General features: G+C 67.2%; 17 protein-coding genes. 14 read left to right on the top strand and 3 right to left on the bottom strand.

The features are described from left to right. The first annotated feature begins 97 nt into the window (after positions 1–97). On the top strand, positions 98–1,486 hold the full coding sequence (locus FE633_RS28500) for a cytochrome P450 (RefSeq protein WP_138048048.1): 1,389 nt from the start codon (positions 98–100) through the stop codon (positions 1,484–1,486). 15 nt (positions 1,487–1,501) lie between these two features. On the opposite strand, the gene FE633_RS28495 is transcribed toward FE633_RS28500, so the two are convergent. Beyond that, entirely contained in the window at positions 1,502–2,818 is a 1,317-nt protein-coding gene (locus tag FE633_RS28495) for an MFS transporter (RefSeq protein ID WP_138048047.1), read from the bottom strand. Further along, the gene (locus tag FE633_RS28490; RefSeq protein WP_212747289.1) at positions 2,815–4,200 is read right to left on the bottom strand and encodes a M20 family metallopeptidase; all 1,386 of its coding nucleotides are present in this window, start codon (positions 4,198–4,200) and stop codon (positions 2,815–2,817) included. The genes FE633_RS28495 and FE633_RS28490 overlap by 4 nt, the downstream gene beginning before the upstream one ends. A gap of 203 nt (positions 4,201–4,403) precedes the next feature. On the opposite strand from FE633_RS28490, the gene FE633_RS28485 reads away from it, so the two are divergent. Beyond that, a complete protein-coding gene (locus tag FE633_RS28485) occupies positions 4,404–5,342 on the top strand; it encodes a LysR family transcriptional regulator (RefSeq protein WP_138048045.1) in 939 nt (312 codons plus the stop codon). Here the strand turns inward: FE633_RS28485 and FE633_RS28480 are convergent. Further along, entirely contained in the window at positions 5,269–6,723 is a 1,455-nt protein-coding gene (locus tag FE633_RS28480) for an MFS transporter (RefSeq protein ID WP_246113865.1), read from the bottom strand. The two genes, FE633_RS28485 and FE633_RS28480, sit on opposite strands and share 74 nt — an antisense overlap. 83 nt (positions 6,724–6,806) lie before the next feature. Here FE633_RS28480 and FE633_RS28475 point away from each other — a divergent pair, with 83 nt between their 5' ends. From FE633_RS28475 to FE633_RS28415, 12 genes are all read left to right on the top strand, one after another. Next, on the top strand, positions 6,807–7,796 hold the full coding sequence (locus FE633_RS28475) for a LysR family transcriptional regulator (protein WP_138048044.1): 990 nt from the start codon (positions 6,807–6,809) through the stop codon (positions 7,794–7,796). Positions 7,797–8,223: 427 nt separating this feature from the next. Further along, positions 8,224–9,075: a hypothetical protein gene (locus tag FE633_RS49305; RefSeq protein ID WP_138048043.1), complete on the top strand. Its 852-nt coding sequence runs from the start codon at positions 8,224–8,226 to the stop codon at positions 9,073–9,075. Beyond that, positions 9,075–11,327: a bifunctional polysaccharide deacetylase/glycosyltransferase family 2 protein gene (locus FE633_RS28465; RefSeq protein WP_138048042.1), complete on the top strand. Its 2,253-nt coding sequence runs from the start codon at positions 9,075–9,077 to the stop codon at positions 11,325–11,327. Before FE633_RS49305 ends, FE633_RS28465 begins: the two co-directional genes overlap by 1 nt. Further along, positions 11,324–12,847: an acyltransferase family protein gene (locus tag FE633_RS28460; protein WP_246113864.1), complete on the top strand. Its 1,524-nt coding sequence runs from the start codon at positions 11,324–11,326 to the stop codon at positions 12,845–12,847. Before FE633_RS28465 ends, FE633_RS28460 begins: the two co-directional genes overlap by 4 nt. 254 nt (positions 12,848–13,101) lie before the next feature. Beyond that, positions 13,102–13,761: a hypothetical protein gene (locus FE633_RS28455; RefSeq protein ID WP_138048041.1), complete on the top strand. Its 660-nt coding sequence runs from the start codon at positions 13,102–13,104 to the stop codon at positions 13,759–13,761. Beyond that, entirely contained in the window at positions 13,758–14,795 is a 1,038-nt protein-coding gene (locus FE633_RS28450) for a hypothetical protein (protein ID WP_138048040.1), read from the top strand. The genes FE633_RS28455 and FE633_RS28450 overlap by 4 nt, the downstream gene beginning before the upstream one ends. Positions 14,796–15,014: 219 nt before the next feature. Next, positions 15,015–15,674: a hypothetical protein gene (locus FE633_RS28445; protein ID WP_138048039.1), complete on the top strand. Its 660-nt coding sequence runs from the start codon at positions 15,015–15,017 to the stop codon at positions 15,672–15,674. Positions 15,675–15,844: 170 nt separating this feature from the next. Next, entirely contained in the window at positions 15,845–20,398 is a 4,554-nt protein-coding gene (locus tag FE633_RS28440) for a DUF6531 domain-containing protein (RefSeq protein WP_138048038.1), read from the top strand. Between the two features lie 21 nt (positions 20,399–20,419). After that, positions 20,420–20,848, top strand: a complete 429-nt coding sequence (locus tag FE633_RS28435; RefSeq protein ID WP_171060157.1) for a hypothetical protein — start codon at positions 20,420–20,422, stop codon at positions 20,846–20,848. A 212-nt stretch (positions 20,849–21,060) separates the two neighbouring features. Further along, entirely contained in the window at positions 21,061–21,699 is a 639-nt protein-coding gene (locus tag FE633_RS28430; protein ID WP_138048036.1) for a hypothetical protein, read from the top strand. Between the two features lie 686 nt (positions 21,700–22,385). Continuing rightward, the gene (locus FE633_RS28420; protein WP_138048034.1) at positions 22,386–22,703 is read left to right on the top strand and encodes a type VII secretion target; all 318 of its coding nucleotides are present in this window, start codon (positions 22,386–22,388) and stop codon (positions 22,701–22,703) included. A gap of 131 nt (positions 22,704–22,834) precedes the next feature. After that, the gene (locus FE633_RS28415) at positions 22,835–24,055 is read left to right on the top strand and encodes a hypothetical protein (protein WP_138048033.1); all 1,221 of its coding nucleotides are present in this window, start codon (positions 22,835–22,837) and stop codon (positions 24,053–24,055) included. The last annotated feature ends 28 nt before the right edge of the window (positions 24,056–24,083 follow it).

Here is a 24,083-nt window from a genome sequence, read left to right as displayed (position 1 = left end):
GGTCCGCCGCACTCCGGCTGGTCCGCGCCCTCAACCGGCCCTGCCCGTGGGGCTATTGTGGTTCGGACATGCGTACGGCCAGGGGGAGGCGGCGGACATGGCGACGGCGACCGTGAGCGTAGAGGCCCCGATCGTGGCGGGGACGCCGCTGTTCGGTTCGATGAGCGACCTCCTGAGGGATCCTCTCGCGACGTATCTGCGGGCGCGGAGCGCGTACGGCGACGTGGTGCGCTTCCGCGCCGGCCCGCCGGGCCTGCGGAGGGACATGTACGCGGTGTTCTCGGCCGACGGCGCCCAGCAGGTCCTGGCGACGCGGTCCGCGGACTTCCGCAAGGACAACGCCTTCTACGAGGTACTGCGGGAGACGATCGGCAACGGCCTGCTCACCAGCCAGGACGACGCCTACCTCCGCCAGCGCCGCCTCGTCCAGCCGCTGTTCACCCGCCGCCGCGTGGACGGCTACGCGGACCAGGTCACCCAGGAGGCGGTCGCCCTGGCCGACACCTGGCGAGGGCGCTCGGACGGAGCCGTCGAACTGGTCGGTGAGATGCACCGGTTCGCGCTCCGCATGGTCGGCCGGGTGTTGTTCGGGACGGACGTGGAGAAGGCGTTCGACGTGATCGAGCGGACGATGCCCCCGCTCCAGACGTACTCCCTGAAGCGGGGCCTCGCACCCGTCAAGCCGCCTCGCACCTGGCCCACACCCGCCAACCGCCGCGCCGACCGCAACCAGGCCGAACTGTTCGCGCTCTGCGACGGCATCATCGAGAGCCGCCGCGGCGGGCGGGGCACCGGCCCGCAGGACGGCACCGAAGACCTGGCCACCCTCCTCGTCCGGGCCGAGAACGCCGAGGACGGCAGCCTCGACGCCACCGAACTGCGCGAACAGGTACTGATCTTCCTGCTGGCCGGCCACGAGACCACCGCCACCGCGCTCGCCTTCGCCCTGCATCTCCTGGCCCGCCACCCCCAGCAGCAGCGGCGCGTACGGGAGGAGGTGGACCGCCTGCTCGGCGGTCCCGGCGGGCGGGCGCCCACGGCGGCGGACATGGGGGAGTTGCGGTATCTGACGATGGTGCTGAAGGAAGCGATGCGGCTGTATCCCTCAGCGCCCGTCATCGGCCGCCGCGCGGTCGCGGACGCGGAGATCGGCGGCGTCCACATACCGGCCGGCGCCGATGTCATCGTCAGCCCGTGGGTCACCCAACGCCACCCCGACTACTGGCCCGCCCCGGAGCGCTTCGACCCCGAGCGCTTCACCCCGGAGGCGGAGGCGGGCCGCCCGCGTTACGCCTGGTTCCCGTTCGGGGGCGGCCCGCGCGCCTGCATCGGGCAGCACCTGTCGATGCTGGAGTCGGTGCTGGGGCTCGCGGTGCTGCTCCAGACCTATGAGTTCGAGCCCGCGGACGAGGGAGAAGTGCCGCTCGGCGCGGCGATCACCTTGACGGCCAAGGGGCCCGTCCGCTGCCGGATCACACCCCGCTGAGGGAATTCAGCGGACTCAGCGGATCCCGCGGAACCGCGCCCCCGCCGCCAACGCCGCGATGCTCAGCAGCGCGACCGCGAGCAGGTAGTAGCTCGGCGAGACCTGCGAACCGGTCGCCGCGACCAGCGCCGCGGCGATCGTCGGAGTGAAGCCGCCGAAGACCGCGACTGTGGTGTTGTAACTGAAGGAGAGGCCGGTCGCACGGGCCCGGACCGGGAACGCGTCGGACATCACCGAAGGCAGCGCCCCGAAGTAGGCCGCCTTCAGCAGGCCGAGGATCGTCATGCACAGCAGGAGCGTCAGGAACGACGGCGCCCTGGTGAGCCATATGAACAACGGCACGGCGCTCGCGGCGATCAGCAGCGCGGCCGGCACCATGATCCTCAGCCGTCCGAACCGGTCCGCCAGCAGGCCCACCACCGGAGTCCCCAGTGTCAGGATCGCACCGGCGACGAACAGCGCCACGAACGACAGCGAGTCGTCGAGACCGAGCTCCTTGATCCCGAAGGTCGGCAGGTACTGGAGGACGAAGTTGAGCGCCGTGGACACGATGAGCACGCCGCCGGCGATCAGCAGGCCGCCCCAGTGGTCACGGAAGACGGTGCGGATCGGCGAGGCCTCTTTGCCGGATTCCGCCGCGCCCTCCGCCGCGCCCTCCGTCGCGGCCGTGATCGCCGGAGACTCGTCCACGTACCGGCGTACGAAGTAACCGACCGGACCGATCAACAGGCCGAACACGAAGGGCACCCGCCAGCCCCACGACGTCATCTGCTCCTCGGACAGCACCGCGGTCAGACCCGCCGCGAAACCCGCGGCCATCAGCGTCGAGAGCCCCTGACTCGCGAACTGGAAGCTGCCCAGGAAGCTCTTCCGCCGCTCGTTCCGCTCGACCAGGAACGACGTCGCCGCCCCGAACTCCCCGCCCGCCGCGAAGCCCTGGATGAGCCGCGCGAGGATGATGCCCATCGGCGCGACGATGCCGAGTGCGGCGTACCCCGGCATGAACGCCATCAACAGCGTGCCGACCACCATCAGCCGGATCGACAGCATCAGCGCCTTCTTGCGGCCGTGCCGGTCGGCGTACGCGCCGATCAGCAGGCCGCCGATCGGACGGATCAGATACGTGATGCCGAACACCGCGTAGGTCTGGACGAGTTGGATGCCTTGGTCGCCGGCGGGGAAGAACGTCTTGCCGATGTACGACGCCAGCAGCGCGTACAGCGCGAGGTCGAACCATTCGAGGGCGTTGCCGATGGTGGCGGCCGCGATCGCGCGACGGGCGGACGTCCGCGACGGCGCCGACTGTGTCTGCCGGCCTGCGACTTCGGTCATCGGGGGGCCTCCGTGTCCGTGGGGTTGCCGAGCGCGTGGAAGAGCGCGGCGGCGAGTACGACGCCCTCGCGGGCGATGGAGCCGAGGAGGTGCTCGTCGGGGGCGTGCTGAAGGCAGCCCGGGTACGAGTGCGGCAGCCACAGGGTCGGCAGGCCGAGGACGTCGGTGAAGACGAAGTTGGGGAGTGAGCCGCCGATGTTGGGGAGGACCGCGACCGGCCGCTCGGTGACCTGCTCCAGCGTCCGCCGGGCCCAGCCGACCCATGGGTCGTCGAGAGGCGTGCGGCTGGCCGCGAACCGTCCGAGGACGCTCACCTCGACCATGTCGTAACCGTGCCGGGCGAGGTGCCCGGTCAGCACCTCCTCGATGCCGTCGACGTCGGTGCCGACGACGTACCGCAGTTGCAGAACCGCCCGTGCCCGGCCGGGGATCGCGTTGACGGGGCGCTCGATGTCGGCGGCGCCGAGGGTCAGCACCTCCAGGGTGTTCCAGGCGTAGAGCCGCTCGGCGGCGGTCAGTTCGGGCGCGCCCCACCCCGGGTCCGGGGCAGGGTCGCCGGGGCTGCCCGCGACCGTGACCTCGGCCAGTGACGCGCGCACCGGGTCGGGCAGGTCCGGCGGCAGCAGCTCGGGGACCTGGATACGGCCGTGTCCGTCGACGAGGCTCCCGATCGCGCCGGCCAGGGTCGTCGCGGGATTGCGCAGGACCCCGCCCCAGTTGCCGGAGTGGTACGCGTCCGGGCGCAGGTCCACGTCGAGCTGGAGCTGGACGCCGCCGCGCGCGCCGAGGAACAGGGTCGGAGTCGTCGCGTCCAGGCGTGGGCCGTCGGAGGCGATCAGCACGTCCGCCCGCAACAACTCCTGGTGCGCGGCGGCGAATTCGGCCAGCCCGGGGGAACCGACCTCCTCGCCGGTCTCGAAGAGGAAGGTCAGGTTGAAGCCCAGCTTCTGCTGCTCGGCGATCAGCAGCCGCAGGGCCGCGATATTGACCAGGTGCTGCCCTTTGTTGTCGGCGCTGCCCCGGCCGTACCACCGGTCGCCGTCACCGGTCAGCGTCCACGGATCGCGTCCCTCGCTCCACCGCCCGGCATGACCGTCCACCACGTCTGCGTGGCCGTAGCACAGGACGGTCGGCAGGCCGGGGTCCTCGATGCGGCGGCCCACGAGAAAAGGGCCGCCGGAGGGGTTGTCGTACTCCGCCACCGAGCACCCGAGACCCTCCAGCGCGGGGGTCAGCACCTCGTCCAGGTATGCCTTGACGGCAACGTGACTTTCCGGCCGCGCGCTCTCGGTGGGGTACGAGACCATGGCGGCCAGCTCGGCGAAGAAGGCTCCGGAGTCGACGTACTCCTCGGCCTGATGGATCAGTTTCGCGGGAATCACGGGGACATTTCTCCTGAGGAACGCTGGGGACGGCGCGTACGGAGACATCGCCCGCCGGTCGGGCCGGCGCGCTGGACACCCGCCGGACACCGCGGGGCACTGCGTTGGCTCAGCAGCGTAGGGCGATTTTCGGTCGGCGACTATTGCCGTTTGTGGCGCCCTGCGTTCTACTTTCGGCAAACCGGTGCCGGCGTGGAGGTCCGATGCAACTCGTCCCGGTGAGCCTCGCGTACTTCCTCGAAGTCGCCCGGACCGGATCGGTGACCGAGGCCGCCCACACACTGAACGTCGCGCCGTCGGCGATCAGCAGACAGATCGCCAAACTCGAGTCCGGTATCGGTGTGCCCCTGTTCGTCCGGCACCCGCGCGGGATGACCGTGACGGATGCCGGGTCCCGGCTGGTGGCCCACGCCCGGCGCAGTGAGGCCGAATCGGCCGCGCTGGTCGACGAGTTGAGGACGGGGCGAGGGGCCGACGTCCGCAGCGTCACCGTCGCCTGCTCGGAGGGGTTCGGCCGTCGGTTCGTCCCGCACGCCATGGCGGCCTTCCGGCACGATCATCCCGACGTGGCCTTCCAGCTCGACGTCGTCCCCCGCCAGGAGGCGACCCGCCGCGTGGTCGAGGGCATCGCCGACGTCGCGGCCACCTACACGATGGGCCCCCAGCACGACGTGCGCGTGGAGAGTGCCGTCGTGATCCCGGTCGCCGCCATCGTCCCTCTCGGCCATGATCTGGCCGGCCGGGACCGGGTCACCCTGGCGGAACTCTGCTCCCACCCCCTGGCCCTCGCCTCGCCGGGCACCAGCCAACGGGAACTCTTCGACATCGGAGTCCAGTTGGAGGGGCTGGCGGTCCGCCCGGCGCTGGTCTGCGACGCCCTCGCCCCGCAGTACGAGTTCGTCCGCTCGGGCGGCGGCATCGCCCTGGTGGGCGACCTCGGCGACCTGGACCGGGACGGCCGCACGGAGGGCGTCACCCACGTCCACATCGACCACCCGGTCTTCCGCCAGCGCGAGGCCCAGATCCAGACGATGCCGGGCCGCCGGCTGTCCTGGGCGGCCACGCGGTTCACCGAGCTGCTGGTCTCGCTGCTGGGCTCGCCGTCGCGAGGGAGATCAGCAGAGCGACCGCGGCCGCGGTGACCGGGACGCCGTAACCGCCCGCGGCCGACCCGTGCTCCACGATCCACCCGCCGACGGCCGACCCGCACGCGATCCCGCCCAGCAGCCCCGTCACCGCCAGAGTCATCCCCTCGTTCAACCGGCCCTCGGGCGTGCGCCGTTGGACGAGTGTCATCCCGGTGACCATCGTCGGGGCCGTGGCCATCCCGGCCGACAGCAGCGCTCCGGCGAGCACCACCAGCGAATCCGTGAGCGTCGCGGCGAGGAGGGGCCCCGACATGAGGAGCGTCATCGCGGTGATGGCCGACGGGTATCGCCGTTCGGCCGGTCCCGCCGGCTTCAGGGCCCCGTACAGCAGACCGGCCGCACACGAACCGGCCGCCTGCAGCGCGAGGATCACGCCCGCCGTCGACCTGTGCCCCTGTGCGTCCGCGAACGCGATCGTGACGACCTCCATCGAGCCGAAGACGGCGCCGGTGGCGAGGAATCCGATGAGCAGAGAGGGCATACCGGGAGCGCGGAGGAGCGGTTTCGATCTCGTACTCGATTTCGTACTCGACCTCGTACTCGATCCCGCATTCGATCGCGTACGTGAACGGCCTTGCGGGGGCGGCTCCGTGGCGCGCTGGGCCGCGAAGATCAGTACGCCCGTCATCATCAGCAGCGCGCCGGCCAGCGTGCCGGCCTCCGGGAAGAACGTCCCGCACAGGAACACGGCCAGCACCGGCCCGAGCATGAAGCACAGCTCGTCCATGGCCTGTTCGAAGGAGTTCGCGGTGTGCAGGCCCGCCGTGTCGCCCTTCAGCAGATGAGCCCAGCGAGCCCGGGACATGCCTCCGGTGTTCGGCGTCGTGGCCGTGGCGGCGTACGCGGCGAAGAGCGTCCAGTCGGGCGCCTCGTAACGCACGCAGAGCAGGAGCGCGAGCGAGCCCAGCGCGGCGATCGCCGTCGCGGGCACGGCGATGCGCGCCTGCCCGTGGCGGTCGACCAGGCGCGCCGTCCAGGGCGCGACGACCGCCGTCGCCGCCAGGCCGGTCGCGGTGACTGCACCGGCGAGGGCGTATGAACCGCGTGTGCCGGCGATCATGATGACGGCGCTGACGCTGAACATGCCCATGGGGAGGCGGGCGATCAGATTCCCGATCGTGAAGGCGCGAGTGCCGGGGATCGCGAAGAGGCGGTGGTAGGGGGTGCGTGGGTGTGGTCGGAGCTGTGGCTGTGGCTTTTCGCCTGGCCGTTCGCCTGGCCGTTCGCCTGGTCGTTCGCGTGGCCGTTCGCCCGGCGTCCTCAGGCGCGTACGTGAACACCGAGGTGTGAGGTCGACGGCCACCAGACTGTCGCCGGTGACGGTGAAGAGGGTCGAGGGAGCTTCGCGGGGGGCGCGGGAGGAGGGTTGCGGCATGGAGCAACCGTCGCCCGCGGCCAGATCAACGGTCCAACACCTACTCCGTACCGATTGACGCACCTGCGTTGTAAGTTCGCCGGATGGCTTCTTCCGTCGGCCCAGGGACCGTCGACCCCCGCTTGCTGCGCGCCTTCCTCGCCGTGGCCGAGGAACTGCACTTCACGCGAGCCGCCGCCCGGTTGTACGTCGCCCAGCAAGCGCTGAGCCGCGACATCCGGCGCCTGGAGAGGGAGTTGAAGGCGGACCTTTTCGTCCGCACCACCCGGCAGGTGACCCTCACGCCCGACGGCGAGCGGCTGCTGCCGTACGCGCGCCGGGTGCTGGAGGCGCAGGACGCGCTGCTGGCGGAGTTCCGGGGGGTGGACGCCGAGCAGCGCCCCCTGCTCGTGGACGTGAACAGCCCGGGCCTCGTCTTCGAGCGCATTCTGGCCCGGGCCCGTGAACTCGCCCCCGACTGCGAGCTGATGGCCCGCTTCGAGAGCGGCCTCACCGGTGCCGCGGCCGAGCTGCTCGCCGGGCGGCTGGACGCGTCCTTCGGCCGGTTCGCGGGTCTGGACCCGGCGATCCGCGACCGCCTGGAGCAACAGCCCGTACGGTACGAGCCGATGGCGATCGTGCTGCCCGAGGACCACCACCTGGCGGCGCTGGACGCGGTGCCGCTCGACGCGCTCGCGGGTGAGCAGGTGTACGCCGGCGCCGGAAATCCCCGGACCCTGGAGTGGACTGACCTGGCCCGCCGGCTCTTCGAGGGGCGCGGCATCGAGGTCGCGCCGCCCGTGCCGCTCGCCGTCGGCGCCGAGGAGTTCCAACGGATCATGGCCAAGAAACGTAACCCCGTGCTCGCGGTCGTGGATTTTCCAGCCATGCCCGCGTCAGTGCTGCGACCTCTCGTCGACCCCGTCCCCCTGTCGCCCGTGTCGATGGTGTGGCGCCGGGGGCTGGCGCACCCGGGCATGGACGCTCTCCGCGCCGCCGTCGCGGAGCTCGCGGCCGCTGAGGGGTGGCTCCAGTGCCCCGCCGATGGATGGATTCCGGCCATGGATGCACGCATGATGATGATTCGTAGCTGACACGTGGCAAACACAGATCCCCCACGTGCGCTACATTCAAGGGCCGGGTGCAGTGTGATAAAGGGGGGCGCCCGGGTTGAGTGGGGGCTCAATCCGGACAACACCGTACGAAGTGCCCGGGATCGTACGCGCGCCCGATTAATCCCATGGGGGGATGTGCGTGCGCGTGGACAAATGGCGTGAAGATGCCCAACCGGTCTGGAGTGATACCGACCGGCCGGGCGGGGGTGGAGCCGATCCGTCGGCTCGTGGAGTTGGTCGACATGGTCGACATGGTCGAGATGCGGGTGAGTCGTTCCGCGGCGGCTCGTACGGCGATGGCTCCTACGGAAACGGGTCGTACGGAAACGGGTCGTACGGCGATGGCTCGTACGGAGACGGATCGTTCCGCGACGAGGCGTTTCGCGGTGACTTCGACGGCATATCCATGCCGAGGCAGCGGGACGACGAAACGTCCATAGCCGGGCCGGAGCCCGAGTGGCAGACCCGCCACGACTCCGACCCGTCCTCCTGGGACGCCGACCCCGACCCGTCCTCCTGGCAGGAGGACGACCACCACGAGCACACCCACGACCCCCACGAGGTCACGGTCCAGCTCGACAATGTGGGGCCGCATCTGGAGGACTGGCTGGTCCAGCAGGCCAAGGGGGCGCCGAGGGGCAAGAGCGCCTCGGAGGGCGCGGACGGTCCGGTGTTCGTCGACGAGACGGGCCGCCGCAGCCGTAGATTCCGCCGGATAGGCATGGCCGTCGGCGTCGTCTGCGCGGTCTACGCCGTGGTCATCCTCGCCACGCTCCTCTCGGGCAACTCCAGCGCGCCCTGGCTCCCGGTGCAGGGCCAGAAGGACGAGAAGCCGGCTCAGAAGGTCGACTCCCCGCCGCTGCCGGCCGACTCGGCGAAGCCGTCCGGTTCGACGAGTCCCTCGCCCGGGCAGAGCCCGTCGGGCAACGCCGGCGCGACGTCGTCGCCGGGGGCCAGCACCGCCCCCAACCCCTCGGCCAGCGCCTCGAAGTCGGGCAAGCCCACCGCCCCCAAGCCGTCGGCCACCAGCACCAAGCCGGCCCCCGACAATCCGCCGGCGTCACCGGATCCCACCGACGATCCGCCCACGTCACCGGATCCCGACCCTGACCCGACCAACACCGGCGCCACCACCGACGGCCCCACGGATCCCCCGGTCGCTGGTTCCGGCAACGTCGCCGACAGCCCGCTCACGCCCGAGCCGACCCTCATCACGCTGAGCCCCACCGTCTCGTCGTCCCCGGAGAGCATCCTCTGATGGCATCCCGTTCCAGCCGTCACCGTTCGGCCTCCGGTACGTCCCGTCACCGTTCGGCCTCCGCTCCGTCGCGCCGACGGCTTCCCATGCGCTATCTGCTGCCCTCGCTCATCCTCGTCGCGCTGATGGCGATGCTGATGCTGCGGGGCTTCGTCCACAGCGAGATTCTGGCCGACCACCGCGTGCAGCCGGAGGCCGCCGCCGACCGCGTACCGGAGAAGATCCTGGAGGGCGGCCCGGTCATCGACACCCGTGGCGACAGCCCTGCCAGCCTGGAGATGCCGAAGCAGCGTCTCGTCCTCACCTTCGACGACGGCCCGGACCCCGAGTGGACCCCCAAGGTCCTCGACGTGCTCGAGCAACACCACGCGCACGCCGTCTTCTTCGTCACCGGCACCATGGCCTCGCGCTACCCGGACCTCGTCGAACGCATGGTCCAGGAGGGCCATGAGGTCGGCCTGCACACCTTCAACCACCCCGACCTCTCGCTGCAGTCCCAGCGCCGCATCGACTGGGAGCTCTCCCAGAACCAGCTGGCACTCGCGGGCGCCGCGGGTATCCGTACGTCGCTCTTCCGGCCGCCGTACTCCTCCTTCGCCGACGCCATGGACAACAAGTCCTGGCCGGTGACCGAGTACATCGGCAGCCGCGGCTACATCACCATCGTCAACAACACCGACAGCGAGGACTGGCGCAAGCCCGGCGTCGACGAGATCATCCGGCGTGCCACGCCCAAGGGTCGCGAGGGCGCGATCGTCCTGATGCACGACTCCGGCGGCGACCGTCACCAGACCGTCGAGGCGCTGGACCGCTTCCTGCCCCAGCTGAAGGAGCGGGGCTACGAGTTCGACAACCTCACCGAAGCCCTCGGCTCCCCCAGCGCGCACACCCAGGTCACCGGGCTCGACCTGTGGAAGGGCAAGGCGTGGGTGTACGCGGTCCAGGCCTCCGAGAACACGACCGGCGTCCTCGTCGTGGGCCTCGCGATCATCGGTGTCCTGGTCTTCGCCCGCTTCGGCCTGATGCTCGTGCTCTCCGGCGTCCACGCGCGTCGCGTACGCCGCCGCAACTTCCGCTGGGGCCCGAGGCCGGTCACCGAACCGGTGTCGGTGCTCGTCCCGGCGTACAACGAGGCGAAGTGCATCGAGAACACGGTGCGCTCGCTGATGGCCAGCCGGCATCCCATCGAGGTCATCGTCATCGACGACGGTTCGAGCGACGGCACGGCCCGCATCGTGGAGGGCCTGCGGCTGCCGAACGTACGCGTCGTGCGCCAGCTCAACGCGGGCAAGCCCGCGGCCCTCAACAGGGGCGTGGCGAACGCCCGTTACAACCTCATCGTGATGATGGACGGCGACACGGTCTTCGAACCGCAGACGGTGGGCGAGCTCGTCCAGCCCTTCGCCGACCCGAGCGTCGGCGCGGTGGCCGGCAACGCGAAGGTCGGCAACAAGGACTCCCTCATCGGCGCCTGGCAGCACATCGAGTACGTGATGGGCTTCAACCTCGACCGCCGCATGTACGACGTCCTGCGCTGCATGCCGACGATCCCGGGCGCGGTGGGTGCCTTCCGCCGCTCCGCCCTGGAACGCGTCGGCGGCATGAGCGACGACACGCTCGCCGAGGACACGGACATCACGATGGCGATGCACCGGGACGGCTGGCGTGTCGTGTACGCGGAGAACGCCCGCGCCTGGACCGAGGCCCCCGAGTCGGTCCAGCAACTGTGGTCCCAGCGCTACCGCTGGTCGTACGGCACGATGCAGGCGATCTGGAAGCACCGGCGGGCACTGATCGAACGGGGCCCGTCGGGCCGCTTCGGCCGCGTGGGCCTGCCGTTGGTGTCCCTGTTCATGGTGGTCGCCCCGCTCCTGGCCCCCCTGATCGACGTGTTCCTCCTCTACGGGCTCCTGTTCGGCCCCACGGAGAAGACGATCGGCGCATGGCTGGGCGTCCTGGCGATCCAGGCGGTGTGCGCGGCGTACGCCTTCCGCCTGGACCGCGAACGCATGACCCACCTGATCTCCCTCCCCCTGCAACAACTCCTCTACCGCCAGCTCATGTACGTCGTCCTCCTCCAGTCCTGGATCACGGCCCTCACCGGCGGCCGCCTGCGCTGGCAGAAGCTGCGGCGCACGGGCGTGGTGGGCTCGGCACCCGGCTCCATACCCGGCTCGGCCCCGGGCTCGGCGCCCGGCTCCGTACCGGCGCAGCGGTCGGCAAGTGGCAATGACCGGAGGCCGGTGGGATGACACACGGATACAGAGACGGATACACGGACGGGCACGGGCACGCGTCCGGACCGGGCGGAGCGCCGGATACGTCCGAGAACCCGTACTGGAACGCGTACGAGGGGACGTACGGGACGCCGTCCGCGACGCCGGTCATGCCCGGCGCGGCCGCTTTTCCGCAGCAGCAGCAGCAACAGCAGCAGCAGTGGGCGGACGAGACCCGCCCTCTGCCGGAGGCGTCGGCGCCGACACCGGCATGGGCGCAGGCCACGGCACCGGCTGGGCACGCCGCCGAGACCCCGGGCCCGGCCCCGGACCCGGCCTCGGACACAGCCCCCGCCCCCGCTTCCACCCCCGCCCCGGCCGCTCCCAAGAAGCCAGGAGGCGGCGGCCGTGACCGCTATCTCGACCTCCTGCGCTCCCTGGCCCTGGTCCGTGTGGTCGTCTACCACCTCTTCGGCTGGGCCTGGCTGACGGTCCTCTTCCCGTCCATGGGCGTGATGTTCGCACTCGCGGGCTCGCTGATGGCGCGCTCACTGAAGCGCCCGGCGTTGGGCGTGATCCGCGGTCGTATCCGCCGGCTCCTGCCTCCACTCTGGGCTTTCAGCGTGGTGGCGCTCGCGATGATGTTCGTGGGCGGCTGGAATCCGTCCAAGGACGAGGAGGGTCTGGGCTGGCTGGGCCTGATCAACTACATCATCCCGATCGGCGCCCCGCCCTACCCCTGGCAGATCGGCTCCCAGTCCGGCCTCCTGGAGCAGACCTGGGCGGTCCAGGCGGCGGGCCCGCTCTGGTACCTGCGCGCGTATCTGTGGTTCGTGATCGCGTCCCCGCTGCTGCTGTGGGCGTTCCGCAGGGTCCCGTGGGCAACGCTCCTCGCACCCCTGGCGCTGACGGCGGTCGTGGGTACGGGCTTGGTGACGATCCCCGGCGAAACGGGCAACGCGGTAACGGACTTCGCGGTCTACGGCAGCTGCTGGATGCTGGGCATCGCCCACCACGAGGGTGTGCTGCGCCAGATCCCTCGCTATGTGGTCGTCTCCTGCGCGGCACTCGTGATGGCCTTCGGCCTGTGGTGGGCCACGGGCCACCTCGGCCCCGACGGCTGGGACCTGAACGACATCCCCCTGGCCCAGGCCACCTGGTCCTTCGGTTTTGTCGCCATCCTGCTCCAGTACTCCCCGTCCTGGCAGGAACTCCCCGGCCGCCTCGCCCGCTGGGACAAGCTGGTCACGCTCTCCAACAACCGAGCCGTGACGATCTACCTCTGGCACAACCTCCTCATCATGGCCACGGTCCCCATCCTCGACCGCCTCTACGAACTCCCCTTCATGGACGACCGCCTGACCGGGGCCCTGGACACGACGTACCTGCTCTGGATGTTCGTGCTCGTCTGGCCCCTGATCGCCCTCTCGATCGTCGGAGTGGGCTGGATCGAGGACCTGGCCGCCAAGCGAAGCCCTCGGCTGTGGCCGGACGGATCGAAGAAGCGCGGAATCGGGGCCCGGGGGCGGGGGCGGGGGCGGGGCAGGGCGCGATAGCTGCGGCGTAGGGGTACGGGAACGGCTACGGGCGGCGAGGCCCAAGGAGGCTTTGCGGCATCCAACAGCCGCTGTGGCGTCGTCGCCTTCCTGAGGTCACTCAACTGAGGGTCATGGACTGTGATTTGACGGACCCGTGGATGCTTTGTTGCCGATCTGAAACGGCTCTGGACGTACTTCGGCCTGGTGTCACCACCGCCCCCTCGGTAGCGTTGCGGCGCTCATGTGAACCCTCGCCCCACCGGGAGTCGTCAGTGAACCGCCGCCCCACCCTGCTCGCAGCGATTGCGCTGACCGCCGTAGCGGCCCTGTCGCTGTCCGCTTGCGGCAGCGACGACAGCTCCAAGAAAAAGGACAACGACAAGATCGCGGGCGCCGACACCGGCGACGAGAAATCGCCTTCGCCGAGTGAGAGTGCGGCGGACTCCGCCCAGCGCCCGAAGATCGAGCTGCCGTCGGATGTGACACACATCTTCACCCCAGAGCAGTCCGATGACACTGTCAAGAATGCGGTCCTGAAGGACAACGCGGAGCTCATCCGCGCGCTTGACGCGGCCATCGTCGCCCAGAACCCGCGGCTGCCTGCCCTGGAGTTCTATACGGAGGGCGAAGGCGCGGTGGCCGCCCAGAAGTGGGTCAAGGCGTTCGCGGACGCCGGCTGGACGATCACCGGAAAAACGCGCTACTTCGACCGCCAGGTCACGGTGAGTTCCAAGAACACCGCTTCACTCAGCTACTGCGCGGACGAGAGCAAGGCCTTCAGTAAGGTCATCAAGACCGATGAGATCAAGAAGACTGAGGTCACCAAGAACAGCTACGTCGCTTATGGCGCCCAAGTGGAGAAGAACGATGAAGGGGTCTGGGAGCTCATGAAGATCTCCTCCACCCGAGGGGCCGACAGGTGCCAGCCATGAGTCGGCTCTTTCGCATCGCGACGGTCGTGCTGGTAGCGGGTTCCATTTGTACGATTTCGGCTCCTGCGGCCAACGCCGAACCAACTCCTCCAGGGGGAGGGTCGTTCGGTGGTGGAACCGGCACCGGCCCATCGGGCAATGCCGACGGTGACACCATCTCCTCCACCGCAGGTGGCATCGTCTTCGACCGCTCGAAGAACGGCAGCGGCGAATCCACCGGCGCCGTAACCTCCACCACGTCCTGGACCCCGCCCGCCTGCTGGTACGCCCCGAAGTACACGCCGGAGCAGCTCCAGAAGACTTTGGAACCGACCTGGGAAGCCGGTTCGACCGGCTACGAATGGGATGCCAAGCAGCGCGACCGGTACGTCAACGGCAAGCCGTACAAAGACTTCAACAAAGACAAGGCCGGCAAGGGTTACTGGTGGGACTCGTACGTCAACAAGAACTACCCACCCGGCTGGGACGAGTGCAAGGAAGACATCTTCTGGGTTGACCAAGGCGATCCTCCGCCCGCCAACATCGAGAACGCTGTCACTCCCGAGATCCTCGCCCAACTCGCGTACGCCGAGATCCGCGTGCCCGGCACTGAGGTAACGCTGGCGCCCGAAGGCACGACGAAGGTGAACCTGCCGACCTGGGCCTGGCTGGACGGCGCCGAGTTCAAGCCGGTCTCGGTAACCGCCTCCGTACCCGTGCTCGGCATCCAGGCCACCACGACCGCCGAGCCCGTCTCCCTCAAGATCGACCCGGGCACCAAGGACGCGGAGACCTATCCCGCCTCCGGCGAGTGCGCGATCAACAACGGCCGCATCGGCGAACCGTACGCCAAGGGCAAGGCCGGCGAGACCCCGCCGTGCGGCGTGAGGTACCTGCGCTCGTCGGGCGACAACTCGTACCAGCTCAAGGCCACGGTCACCTGGAAGATCCACTGGACGGGCACGGGCGTCAATGCGGAACAGCCGCTTCCCAATGGTGAGTTCGGGGCGCAGCAGAACGTGATCGTGCAGGAGATCCAGTCCGTCAACCGCTGACTGGTTCCTTGATGTTCGGCAGTGCTCCTCGTTCCAGGGGAGCACTGCTTCATTCCTACCGAGATGACACTTCACCGAGTGCACCCCGCCCTGGTGGACTCCTTCCATAACTCATAGCCGCCACACCGCACTCGAAGCCAGGTAGCCCATCAGCCGCGAACAACGCTGATGGCAATTACAACCAGGGTGCTGCGGTATCGCCCCCACTGGGAGTTGTCAGTGAACCGCCGCTCCACCTCGCTCTCAGCGATCACGCTGACCTCTGTAGCGGCCCTGTCGCTGGCCTCTTGCGGCAGCGACGACAGTTCCGAAGACAGGGACAACGACAAGGTCGCGGGCGCCGACTCTGGGAGAGGGAGGTCGCCGTCGCCAAGCGCCTCCCCTTCGGCGACCGCCGACCGTCCGAAGATCGAGTTGCCGTCCGACCTGACATACACCTTCGACTGGCCGAAGACCGGCGAGGAGGAGAAGGACGCGGTCCTGAGTGACAGTGAGCAGTTCATCAAGGCTGTGGACATGGCTATCGCTGAACAGGACCCGTTGCACAAGGCCTACCGCTTCTATTCCGAAGGCACAGCAGCGGCGGGCAGTCAAAAGTTCATCCAGGAATTCGTCGATTACAAAGACCGCATCACGGGAGCCAAGCGTTACTACAGCTCCAACGTGAAGATCAACGACGATGGGACAGCGGGCTTCGTCTACTGCGAGGACCAGAACAACGCCTACAACAAGAGCCTGAAGACCGGCAAGAGTAATGTGACCCCGAAGTCGAAGGACAACTACGTCCTCTACAACAGCCGTCTTCGACTCAACAAGCAAGGTGTCTGGATCACTGAGCATCTGACGTCGCGGCGGGGAAGCACCGCATGCCAGCCCTGAAGCACAGACGGGCCATCAACCTCTGACCGCCGCAGCGCCCGGGCTCCGCTTTCCAGCGGGAGGTGGATGTGGGGCCGCCAAGCCCTCAAGTTGCCCGGCTCCCCCGCTCGTGCGATAACTTCGCACGTGCGTACGGTTGTTGCTGAGGCGAACGTGACGGGGGTTGCGCAGTGGCGGGGTATCGGCCGACGGACTGGCATGTCCTGGATCTGGAGAAGGATCCGACGCCGGGGGATCCGGACCGGGTGCGGTCTTTGGCGAAGAGCCTGCATGACTTCGCCGATGACGTGCAGGACGCTCTCCGTCTCGTCAAGGGGATGGCGGAGGAGGAGGCCGTCCTGACGTGGGTGGGCAAGACCGCCGAGGTGTTCCAGGACGAGTTCTCCGGCGTACCGAAGAACCTGAAGAAGCTCAAGAAGTCCTACGACCTCGCCGGTGACGCGCTGGCCGCCTACTGGCCGAAGCTGGAGCGCGCCCAGGCCCTCGCCGACAAGGCCCTGGCCAAGGGCCGTGAGGCGCAGGCCGATCTGTCCTCCGCCAAGTCCCGCCTTTCTACGGCCGATTCCTGGGTGAGTCGCGCCAGCAAGGAAGCCGACAAGTACAAGGACGACAAGAAGGCGGGCAAGGACGTCCCGAAGCCGGACGAGGACAAGGTCCGCGCCGCAACGAGGGATGCGCAGAACGCGGAGTCCGCGCAGACCTCCGCGCAGTCGGACGTCAACTCGGCCCAAAGCGCCCTGGACGCGGCGAAGAAGATGGCCGCCGACGCCCGCCAGATGCGCGAGGACGCCGCCGGCGAGGCGAAACGCAAACTCGACGAAGCCTCCGACGCCGGCATTCAGAACCGCAAGTGGTACGAGGAGGTCGGGGACTGGTTCGAGGACAACTGGGACACCATCGTCGCGGTCTGCAAGGTCGTCGTCGCCGTCCTCGGCATCATCGCGATGATCATCGGCGGCCCGATCCTGGGCGCCATCGTCCTCATCGCAGCTCTCGTCGTCCTCGCCGACACCCTCAACAAATACGCCAAAGGCCAAGCGTCGCTATGGGACGTGGCGTTCGCCGCGCTGGACTGCATACCGGGCATGAAGGGCCTGACCAGCCTCCGCGGACTCGCCAAGGGCCTCAAAGGTCTCAAGGGCCTCAAGGCCGGCCTGAAGGGCATGGCGAATGGTGTCCGCGGCCTGGGCAAGTCGGCCCGTGGGGCCCTCGCGGACGGCGCCAAAGGCGCGTACAACCGCCTCAAGAGCAAGATCAAGGGCTGCGGGGACCCGGTTGACGCGGCCACGGGGCAGATGTTCCTGTCGGAGACGGACGTCACGCTGCCCGGTACCCTCCCGCTCACCTTCACCCGCCGTGTCGCCTCCGGCTACCGCACCGGCTGGTGGTTCGGCCCCACCTGGTCCTCGACGATCGACCAGCGTCTCGAAGTCGACGAGAACGGAGTCGTCTTCGTCACCGAGGACGGCATGCTGCTCGCCTACCCTCACACCGCGGCGCAGGATCCCGTGCTACCGGAGACGGGTCCCCGCTGGCCCCTGACCCGTCTGGACACCGGCGGCTATCGCATTGACGATCCCATCGCCGGACGCAGCCGCCACTTCGCGGCGCCCGCCGGGCAGTTGGCCTTGCTGGAGCGGATATCCGACCGCAACGGCAACACGATCGACTTCCACTACGACGCCGACGGCTCGCCTCACGCGATCCGTCACTCCGGCGGCTACCACCTCACCCTGACCGTGGAGGAGGGGCGCGTCACCGCGCTCGGCCTGGCCGACGCCGCGGAGGACGGCGCGGAGGTCACGGTCAAGCGGTACGGCTACGACGACGGCAATCTCACGTCGGTCACCAACTCATCCGGTCTCCCGATGCGCTTCGCCTACGACGAGCGCCTGCGCATCACGTCCTGGACCGACACCAACAACAGCAGCTACGCGTACACCTACGACGACCAGGACCGCTGCCTCACCCAGGCGGGAGAGGCAGGGCACGTCGCTAACTCCTTTGCCTACGACGGCACGGATCAGGCCTGGCCGGGTCACCGCGTCACAACGGTCACCACTCCCGAAGGGGCAACATCCCGCTTCATCATCAATGACAACTGCCAGGTCGTGGCCGAGATCGACCCGCTGGGCAGCATGGTCCGTACCACCTATGACACCCACCACCACCTCGTCTCCACGACGGACGAGCTCGGACACACCACCCGCCTCGTGAACAACGCCCTAGGCCAGGCCACTGAGGTGACCTATCCCGACGGCGCCGTCATCAGTTATGCCTTCAATGATCTGAACCTGCCCATATCCCTGGAACTGCCGGACGGCTCACGCTGGTTGCAGCAGTACGACGAAGTCGGCAACTGCACGGCCGTCACCGACCCGGTCGGGGTCACCACCCGTTACGCGTACACCGAGCACGGTCACCTATCCGCGATCACCGATGCCCTCGGTCACACCACCACCGTGCGCTGCAACCCGGCCGGTCTACCCCTCGAGAACATCAACCCCTTGGGTGCGGTCACCGCTTGGGAGCGTGACGCCTTTGGCCGCCCCGTCGCACAAGTCGATCCTCTGGGTCACACCACCCGCTTCTCCTGGACCCGTGAGGGGCTGCCCGCTCGACGTATCACGCCGGATGGAGCCATCGAGTCCTGGACATATGACGGCGAAGGCAATTGCACGAGCCACACCGACCAAATAGGCCAGATCTCTCGCTTCGAGTACACCCACTTCGACCTGGTTTCGGCGCGCACCGACCCGGACGGTTCCCGTCACGAGTTCCGCTACGATTCTTCCCTGCGTCTCACGAACGTCGTCAACCCTCAGGGTATGACCTGGAGTTACACCTATGACGCGGCAGGCAACCTGATCTCCGAGACCGACTTCGACAACCGTACGATCGCCTATACATGCGATGCGGCAGGACGCTATACCTCCCGCACCAACGCATTTGGGCAGACGGTGCGCTACGAGCGTGACGAGCTGGGCCGGGTAGTGCGCAAAGACGCCGGCGGACAGATCACCACCTACGCCTACAGTGCGGCGGATCAGTTGTCAGAGGTGACCGGACCGGACGCCACACTTGCCAGGCGGTACGACCGCGCGGGGCGGCTGGTCTCCGAAGCGGTCAATGGCCGGAACATGATTTACGCATACGATGAGTTGGGCCGCCGTATCCGCCGTACGACCCCTTCAGGTGCGGTCAGCACATGGGAATTCGACGCAGCGGACAATCAGACGCGATTGACCGCATCGGGCAGGGTCATTGGCTTCAGGCATGACGCAATGGGACGCGAACTCACCCGCCAGGTAGGTGAGTTCGCCAGCATGGCCTGCGCTTTCGATGAGTTGGGTCGCATCACCACCAACTCGATATCTACCGCCGTTGCCCCGGAGATCCAGCGCCGAGCCTACAGCTATCGCCAGGACGGCAACCTCGTACGCCTGGACGACAAGCTGAACGGCACGCGGCGCTATGACATGGACGCGGCCGGCCGTGTCACGGCTGTCGAGGCCCATGACTGGAGCGAGCGTTACGCCTACGACGACGCGGGCAACCAATCGTCCGCGTCCTGGCCGGCCATGCATCCGGGCCAGGAATCCGTCGGCTCTCGCCGCTACAACGGCACTCGCATCGAGAAAGCAGGCAGTACGCGATACGAACACGACGCACTCGGCCGCATCACGATGCGACAGAAGACCCGCCTGTCCCGCAAACCGGACACCTGGCGTTACGAGTGGGACGCTGAGGACCAACTCACTGCCGTAGTGACCCCCGACGGCACCCGCTGGCGCTACCAATACGACCCTCTGGGCCGCCGCATCAGCAAACAACGCCTCGCGGCCGATGGTGAAACGGCCATCGAACGGATCGACTTCACGTGGGACGGCACCACTCTCTGCGAGCAGACGACGCGGGCTCCGGCCTTGCCTGATCCAGTGACCGTGACGTGGGACTACGACGGGTTGCACCCGATATCCCAAACCGAACGAATCACTGCCGCCGACACCACACAACAAGAGGTGGACTCCCGCTTCTTCGCCATCGTCACCGACCTCATCGGCACGCCTACCGAACTCATCGACGAGTCCGGCGCCATCGCCTGGCGCGCCCGAGCGACCCTTTGGGGCACGACGAGTTGGGCGTCGAAGAGTACGACGTATACACCTCTTCGATTCCCGGGCCAGTACTACGACGCTGAAACGGGCCTGCACTACAACTACTTCCGGCACTACGACCCGGAAACGGCTCGCTACCTCACTTCCGACCCGCTGGGCCTGACACCTGCCCCCAACCCCACCACCTACGTCCACAACCCGCTCACCTGGGTCGACCCCCTTGGGCTCGCGCCTAAATGCCCCAAGGGTAAGGGAGACGAGCCCCCTCAGCGGAAGACATCGAACGAGGAGCATGAGTACTTCGATTCCTTCAACGAGGCGAGGGCCAACGCCAAGCAACGCGCGCAGCTGGGCGACGACCAAATTCCCTTTGTGCAGGAGCTCGGTCCCCACCGAGGGCGGGTTACGGGAATGCAGAGCCCAGATGGAAATCGGGGCTGGCGAATCGACTTCGACCCGAAGGATCCCGACAAGGGATTCCATGTAAACTGGTGGAATAGGGAAGGTCGTAAGCGGAGTGACAACTGGAAACTCGGCGCCAATACGGTCAGGGGAGGTACCGAGGCAGATTACCTGGCAGTCCTCGAGCATTTTCCGCACACATAGCCAGAAAGAGTTGATATGTACGTGGAGCAGGAGCACATTCGATCGTGGCTGTCAGGCCGTGAGCACTGGATCCTCGAGAAGGAAACTTCCGACGGCTTCAACAATTTCTTGTGTGACTTCCCTTGGGCGACAAGTCATCTGCTATGGAGTGACGTCCCTCATGTGACCTTGGAACTACCCGGTAATGATGACTGGGATTCATTCCTTTCCGAATTCTCCGCCGCGCCGGCCGGACGACATGAATTCGTGTTCGTCATGTACTCTTGGCGCGAACCAGGAATCGTGTGCCGAACCGTCGACGCGGTGAAGGATATCGACTACCTGTACTCCTCCGCTCCCGGTCCCAGGTATTTCTGCGGAGCCGACGTGGTGGACGGTGCTGTGCACCCAAAGTACAGCGATTTCGCAGAGTATGACGGCGCCGACGATATCACGGCGTACGTCCATTGATTCGATCTGCCGGACCACCTAGGAAATGGCAGCCGCGCAAACACGGGCCCGGCCGCCATTTGATGGGGACTTATGGTGGTTGAGGTCGATGTGGAGTTTCCCTTGATGTCTGTCGCTCTGGTGTTATCCCACGCGGCACGGATAACGTACCGATTCGCTTGTGATCACTCACGCCCCAACGGGAGTTGACCGTGAACCGCTGCCATCACCTCATGCACGTCGCCGTGTTCACCGTGGCCACAGCCATTTTTGTCACTGCTTGTGGTGGTGGCGATGGCGGTTCGTCCGAAGGTAACGACAAGATTGCGCGTGCTGATACAGAGGGCGAGACGTCGGCGTCGCCGAGTGGGAGAGCGACCGATGCAGTCGATCGTCCCGAGGTCAAGCTGCCGTCGGACGTCACGGACGAGTACGAGGACTGGAAGACCGGCGACGACATCAAGGACGCCATCCTGACGGACACGGCCAGGCGCATCGAAGCGACCAACTACGCGATTCTGCTTGGCGATACAGATGCCCCGGGCCTCTCGTTCTACTACCGGGACAAGGCGTTGAGCGATGCGGTGGCGTGGGTGCAGGCCTATGTGGATGCCAACCTTTCCTTCACGGGCACGACTCGTTACTACGCCCCTGAGGTAACTTTGGCCGGCGATATGTCGGCGTCCGTCGTCTATTGCTCCGACGAGAGTAAGGGTTTCAACAAGAGCCGCAAAACAAACAAGGTCGACAAGACGCCTTCGGATGAAAGCCCTTACGTGCTGTACAACACCCGCCTTGAGAAGAACAAGCAGGGTGTGTGGCAGACCGCCAACTTGATCTCGAAGCGGGGAGACAAGAAATGCACGGGGTAGGTCGATGGCGACGCGCCTCGGCTCTGAGTGTGACCATTTCCGGGTGGGCCTCTCTGTGACGTGATCGTCGTCGATGGCATCCGTGGCAGATCCCTAACGCGTCGGGTACGCAAGACGATCGGATCCGAACTCCCCACAGAGGCACATGTGATCGGAGCCGAGAAGGCCTCGAACACGTCCTCGCCGCTTGAGGCCCAGCTCGTGATCGCTCCGGCCGCCAACAGCGCCCACCTACGGTCCGCTGTGTCACAGCTCGACGTGAGCTCGGCCAACCGGGGCAGAGCGGCGAAGCTCGCCGAAAAGGCGGTGTCCAACTGTGGACAAAGATGGTCCATCAGTTCCGACCAGCAGCCGCTCGGATCGGCCTCGAACCGGTCGAGCACGGCCGGAACATGCTCTGCGGACCCACAGGCATCGCTGAGTGCTGACCAATCCGTCATACGCCGATCCAAGCAGGCCACGACCTGACGTATGGAGCGGGCTCCATGAAGCAGAGGTAACGACACGGTCGGCGCCGTGCGACGAAACCTCGTCGTGTGCTGTGCAGTACCTGCGGTCTTCGGGTGATGGCCCGCACAAGCTGGCGGCAACTGTCACGTGGAAGATCCACGGGAAGCGGAACGGGCGCAACGAGGAGCACCGCTGCTCGTTGGTGCGTTCAGACGAACGGGGAGTGGTGACGGGACGTGGCGGAGCGGTTGGCGGTCGACGGCGACGAACTTGGGCGTTTCATGAAGATGTTGAACAAGTCGACAGATTCACTCAAGGGCGTCCGTAAGGCGTTATCGGACGCGACCATCACAGGGCTTGGTACGGACGATCTCGACTCCGCGTGCGAGGAGTTCCAGGAGGACTGGAAATACGGCTCGGAGGAGATCGGCAAACAGACCGAGGACCTTGCCAAGGTCATCGGTAAGAGTCGGGACAGTTACCGCGAGGTGGACAAGGCGCTGGAAGAGGCGCTGAAGAAGGGCAAGGGCGGTAACGGGGGCGGCAAGAAGTGACTCAGGCGCCTGGCGTTGAACGGTCGCCCTTCCCTCACTCCGAGGCCGCCCGGAATGGTCCTCTTCCGCAGGGGTTGAAGTCTTCCCCGAGAATCGCGAACCCCGACTATCCCAATCTGGGATTCAACCCTGTGCCAGGCAGCACCGAGACGGTAAGTGGCCTGCACAAGAAGCTCGCAAGCTGTGCGAAGGTCCTCGAAGAATCGCATGACCTCGTCACCAAGTTGATGGACGGCAGTTACTGGAAGGGCGACGCGGCCGTCGCTTTCCGGGAGCAGATCGACGGTGGCCCGCTGCCGCTGAACCTGAAGAACGCCGCGCGTTCCGTTAGCAAGGCGGCCAGGCAACTGGACCTCTGGGAGGGCGAACTCGACGACTTCCAGCGCCGGGCCAAACGCCTGGAAGAGGAAGCGAAGGATGCCCGCGACGCAGTGGACACGGCCAAGGGCCGGGCGACCACAGCGGGAGACGACCCGGACCTGGACAAGAAGAAGGGCGCCGGGCACGAAGATGCGCAGAAGGCGCTCACCCGAGCGAACACGGCCGTGGAGGAGGCGGAAGCCGACCTCGAGAAGATCTTGGGCAGGGCTCGGAAGCTCGCTGAAGAGCATGAGAAGCAGGCGGAGTACCGGGCGGGCAAGATCCGCGACGCGACGAAAAGGCTGGCGCCGCATGAGCCGGGGTGGTTCGACAGCGCACTTGATTGGGTCACAGAGAACCTGCCGGACATCCTCAGCTGGGCGGCGGCCGTCGTCGGCATCGTTGCGCTGTTCGTACTCACGGGTGGGACTGCCGCGGCGGTGTTGCTGCTGGTCGCGGCGTCGTTGAGTGTGGGGGCGTTTGCGGCGCGATTGATGATGAAGCCGGAGGTCTGGGAATCCATCAAGGACGGGTTCACGAAGGGAGAACTCGACGCGGACTTCTGGAGCAACATGGTCGGCTTGACGGCTGACGGTTTGGGAGCGTTGCCAGGGATCGGCGCCGTGATGAAAGGCGCACCTGCCGTCCTGCGTGGGGTTGGGGAGGCAGGCGAGGTGCTTACGATCGGCCAGAGGCTGGCGGCGGCTGGAGGCAAGACGATGACAGCTGCAAGAGAGTTCTCGAATCTGACGAACCCGTTCACGGAATGGGCGGTCCTCAAAGCGCCCCGACTCGCCCCCGCGGTAAGAGGCGCCGAAGCGGCTGCCCCTTGGGCTGGTCTTGCCACAGCGTCCTATGGGTTGTCCGCCAGCCTGGTCGATTCGCTGGAGAACGACACTGCAGCGAAGGTCGGCACAGCGGTCGACGGCGTGTTCCTGGGGCCGATTGACGTTGCTGAGACCGTTGATCTGGCCCGCCGTGTCTTCCAATGAGCTTCGAGTCGTCGTCTCCATGCCTGTA

Origin of the sequence: Streptomyces montanus, from assembly GCF_005786655.1 — a bacterium.
GTDB lineage: Bacteria > Actinomycetota > Actinomycetes > Streptomycetales > Streptomycetaceae > Streptomyces > Streptomyces sporangiiformans.
This window is presented reverse-complemented; position numbering and strand designations above follow the sequence as displayed.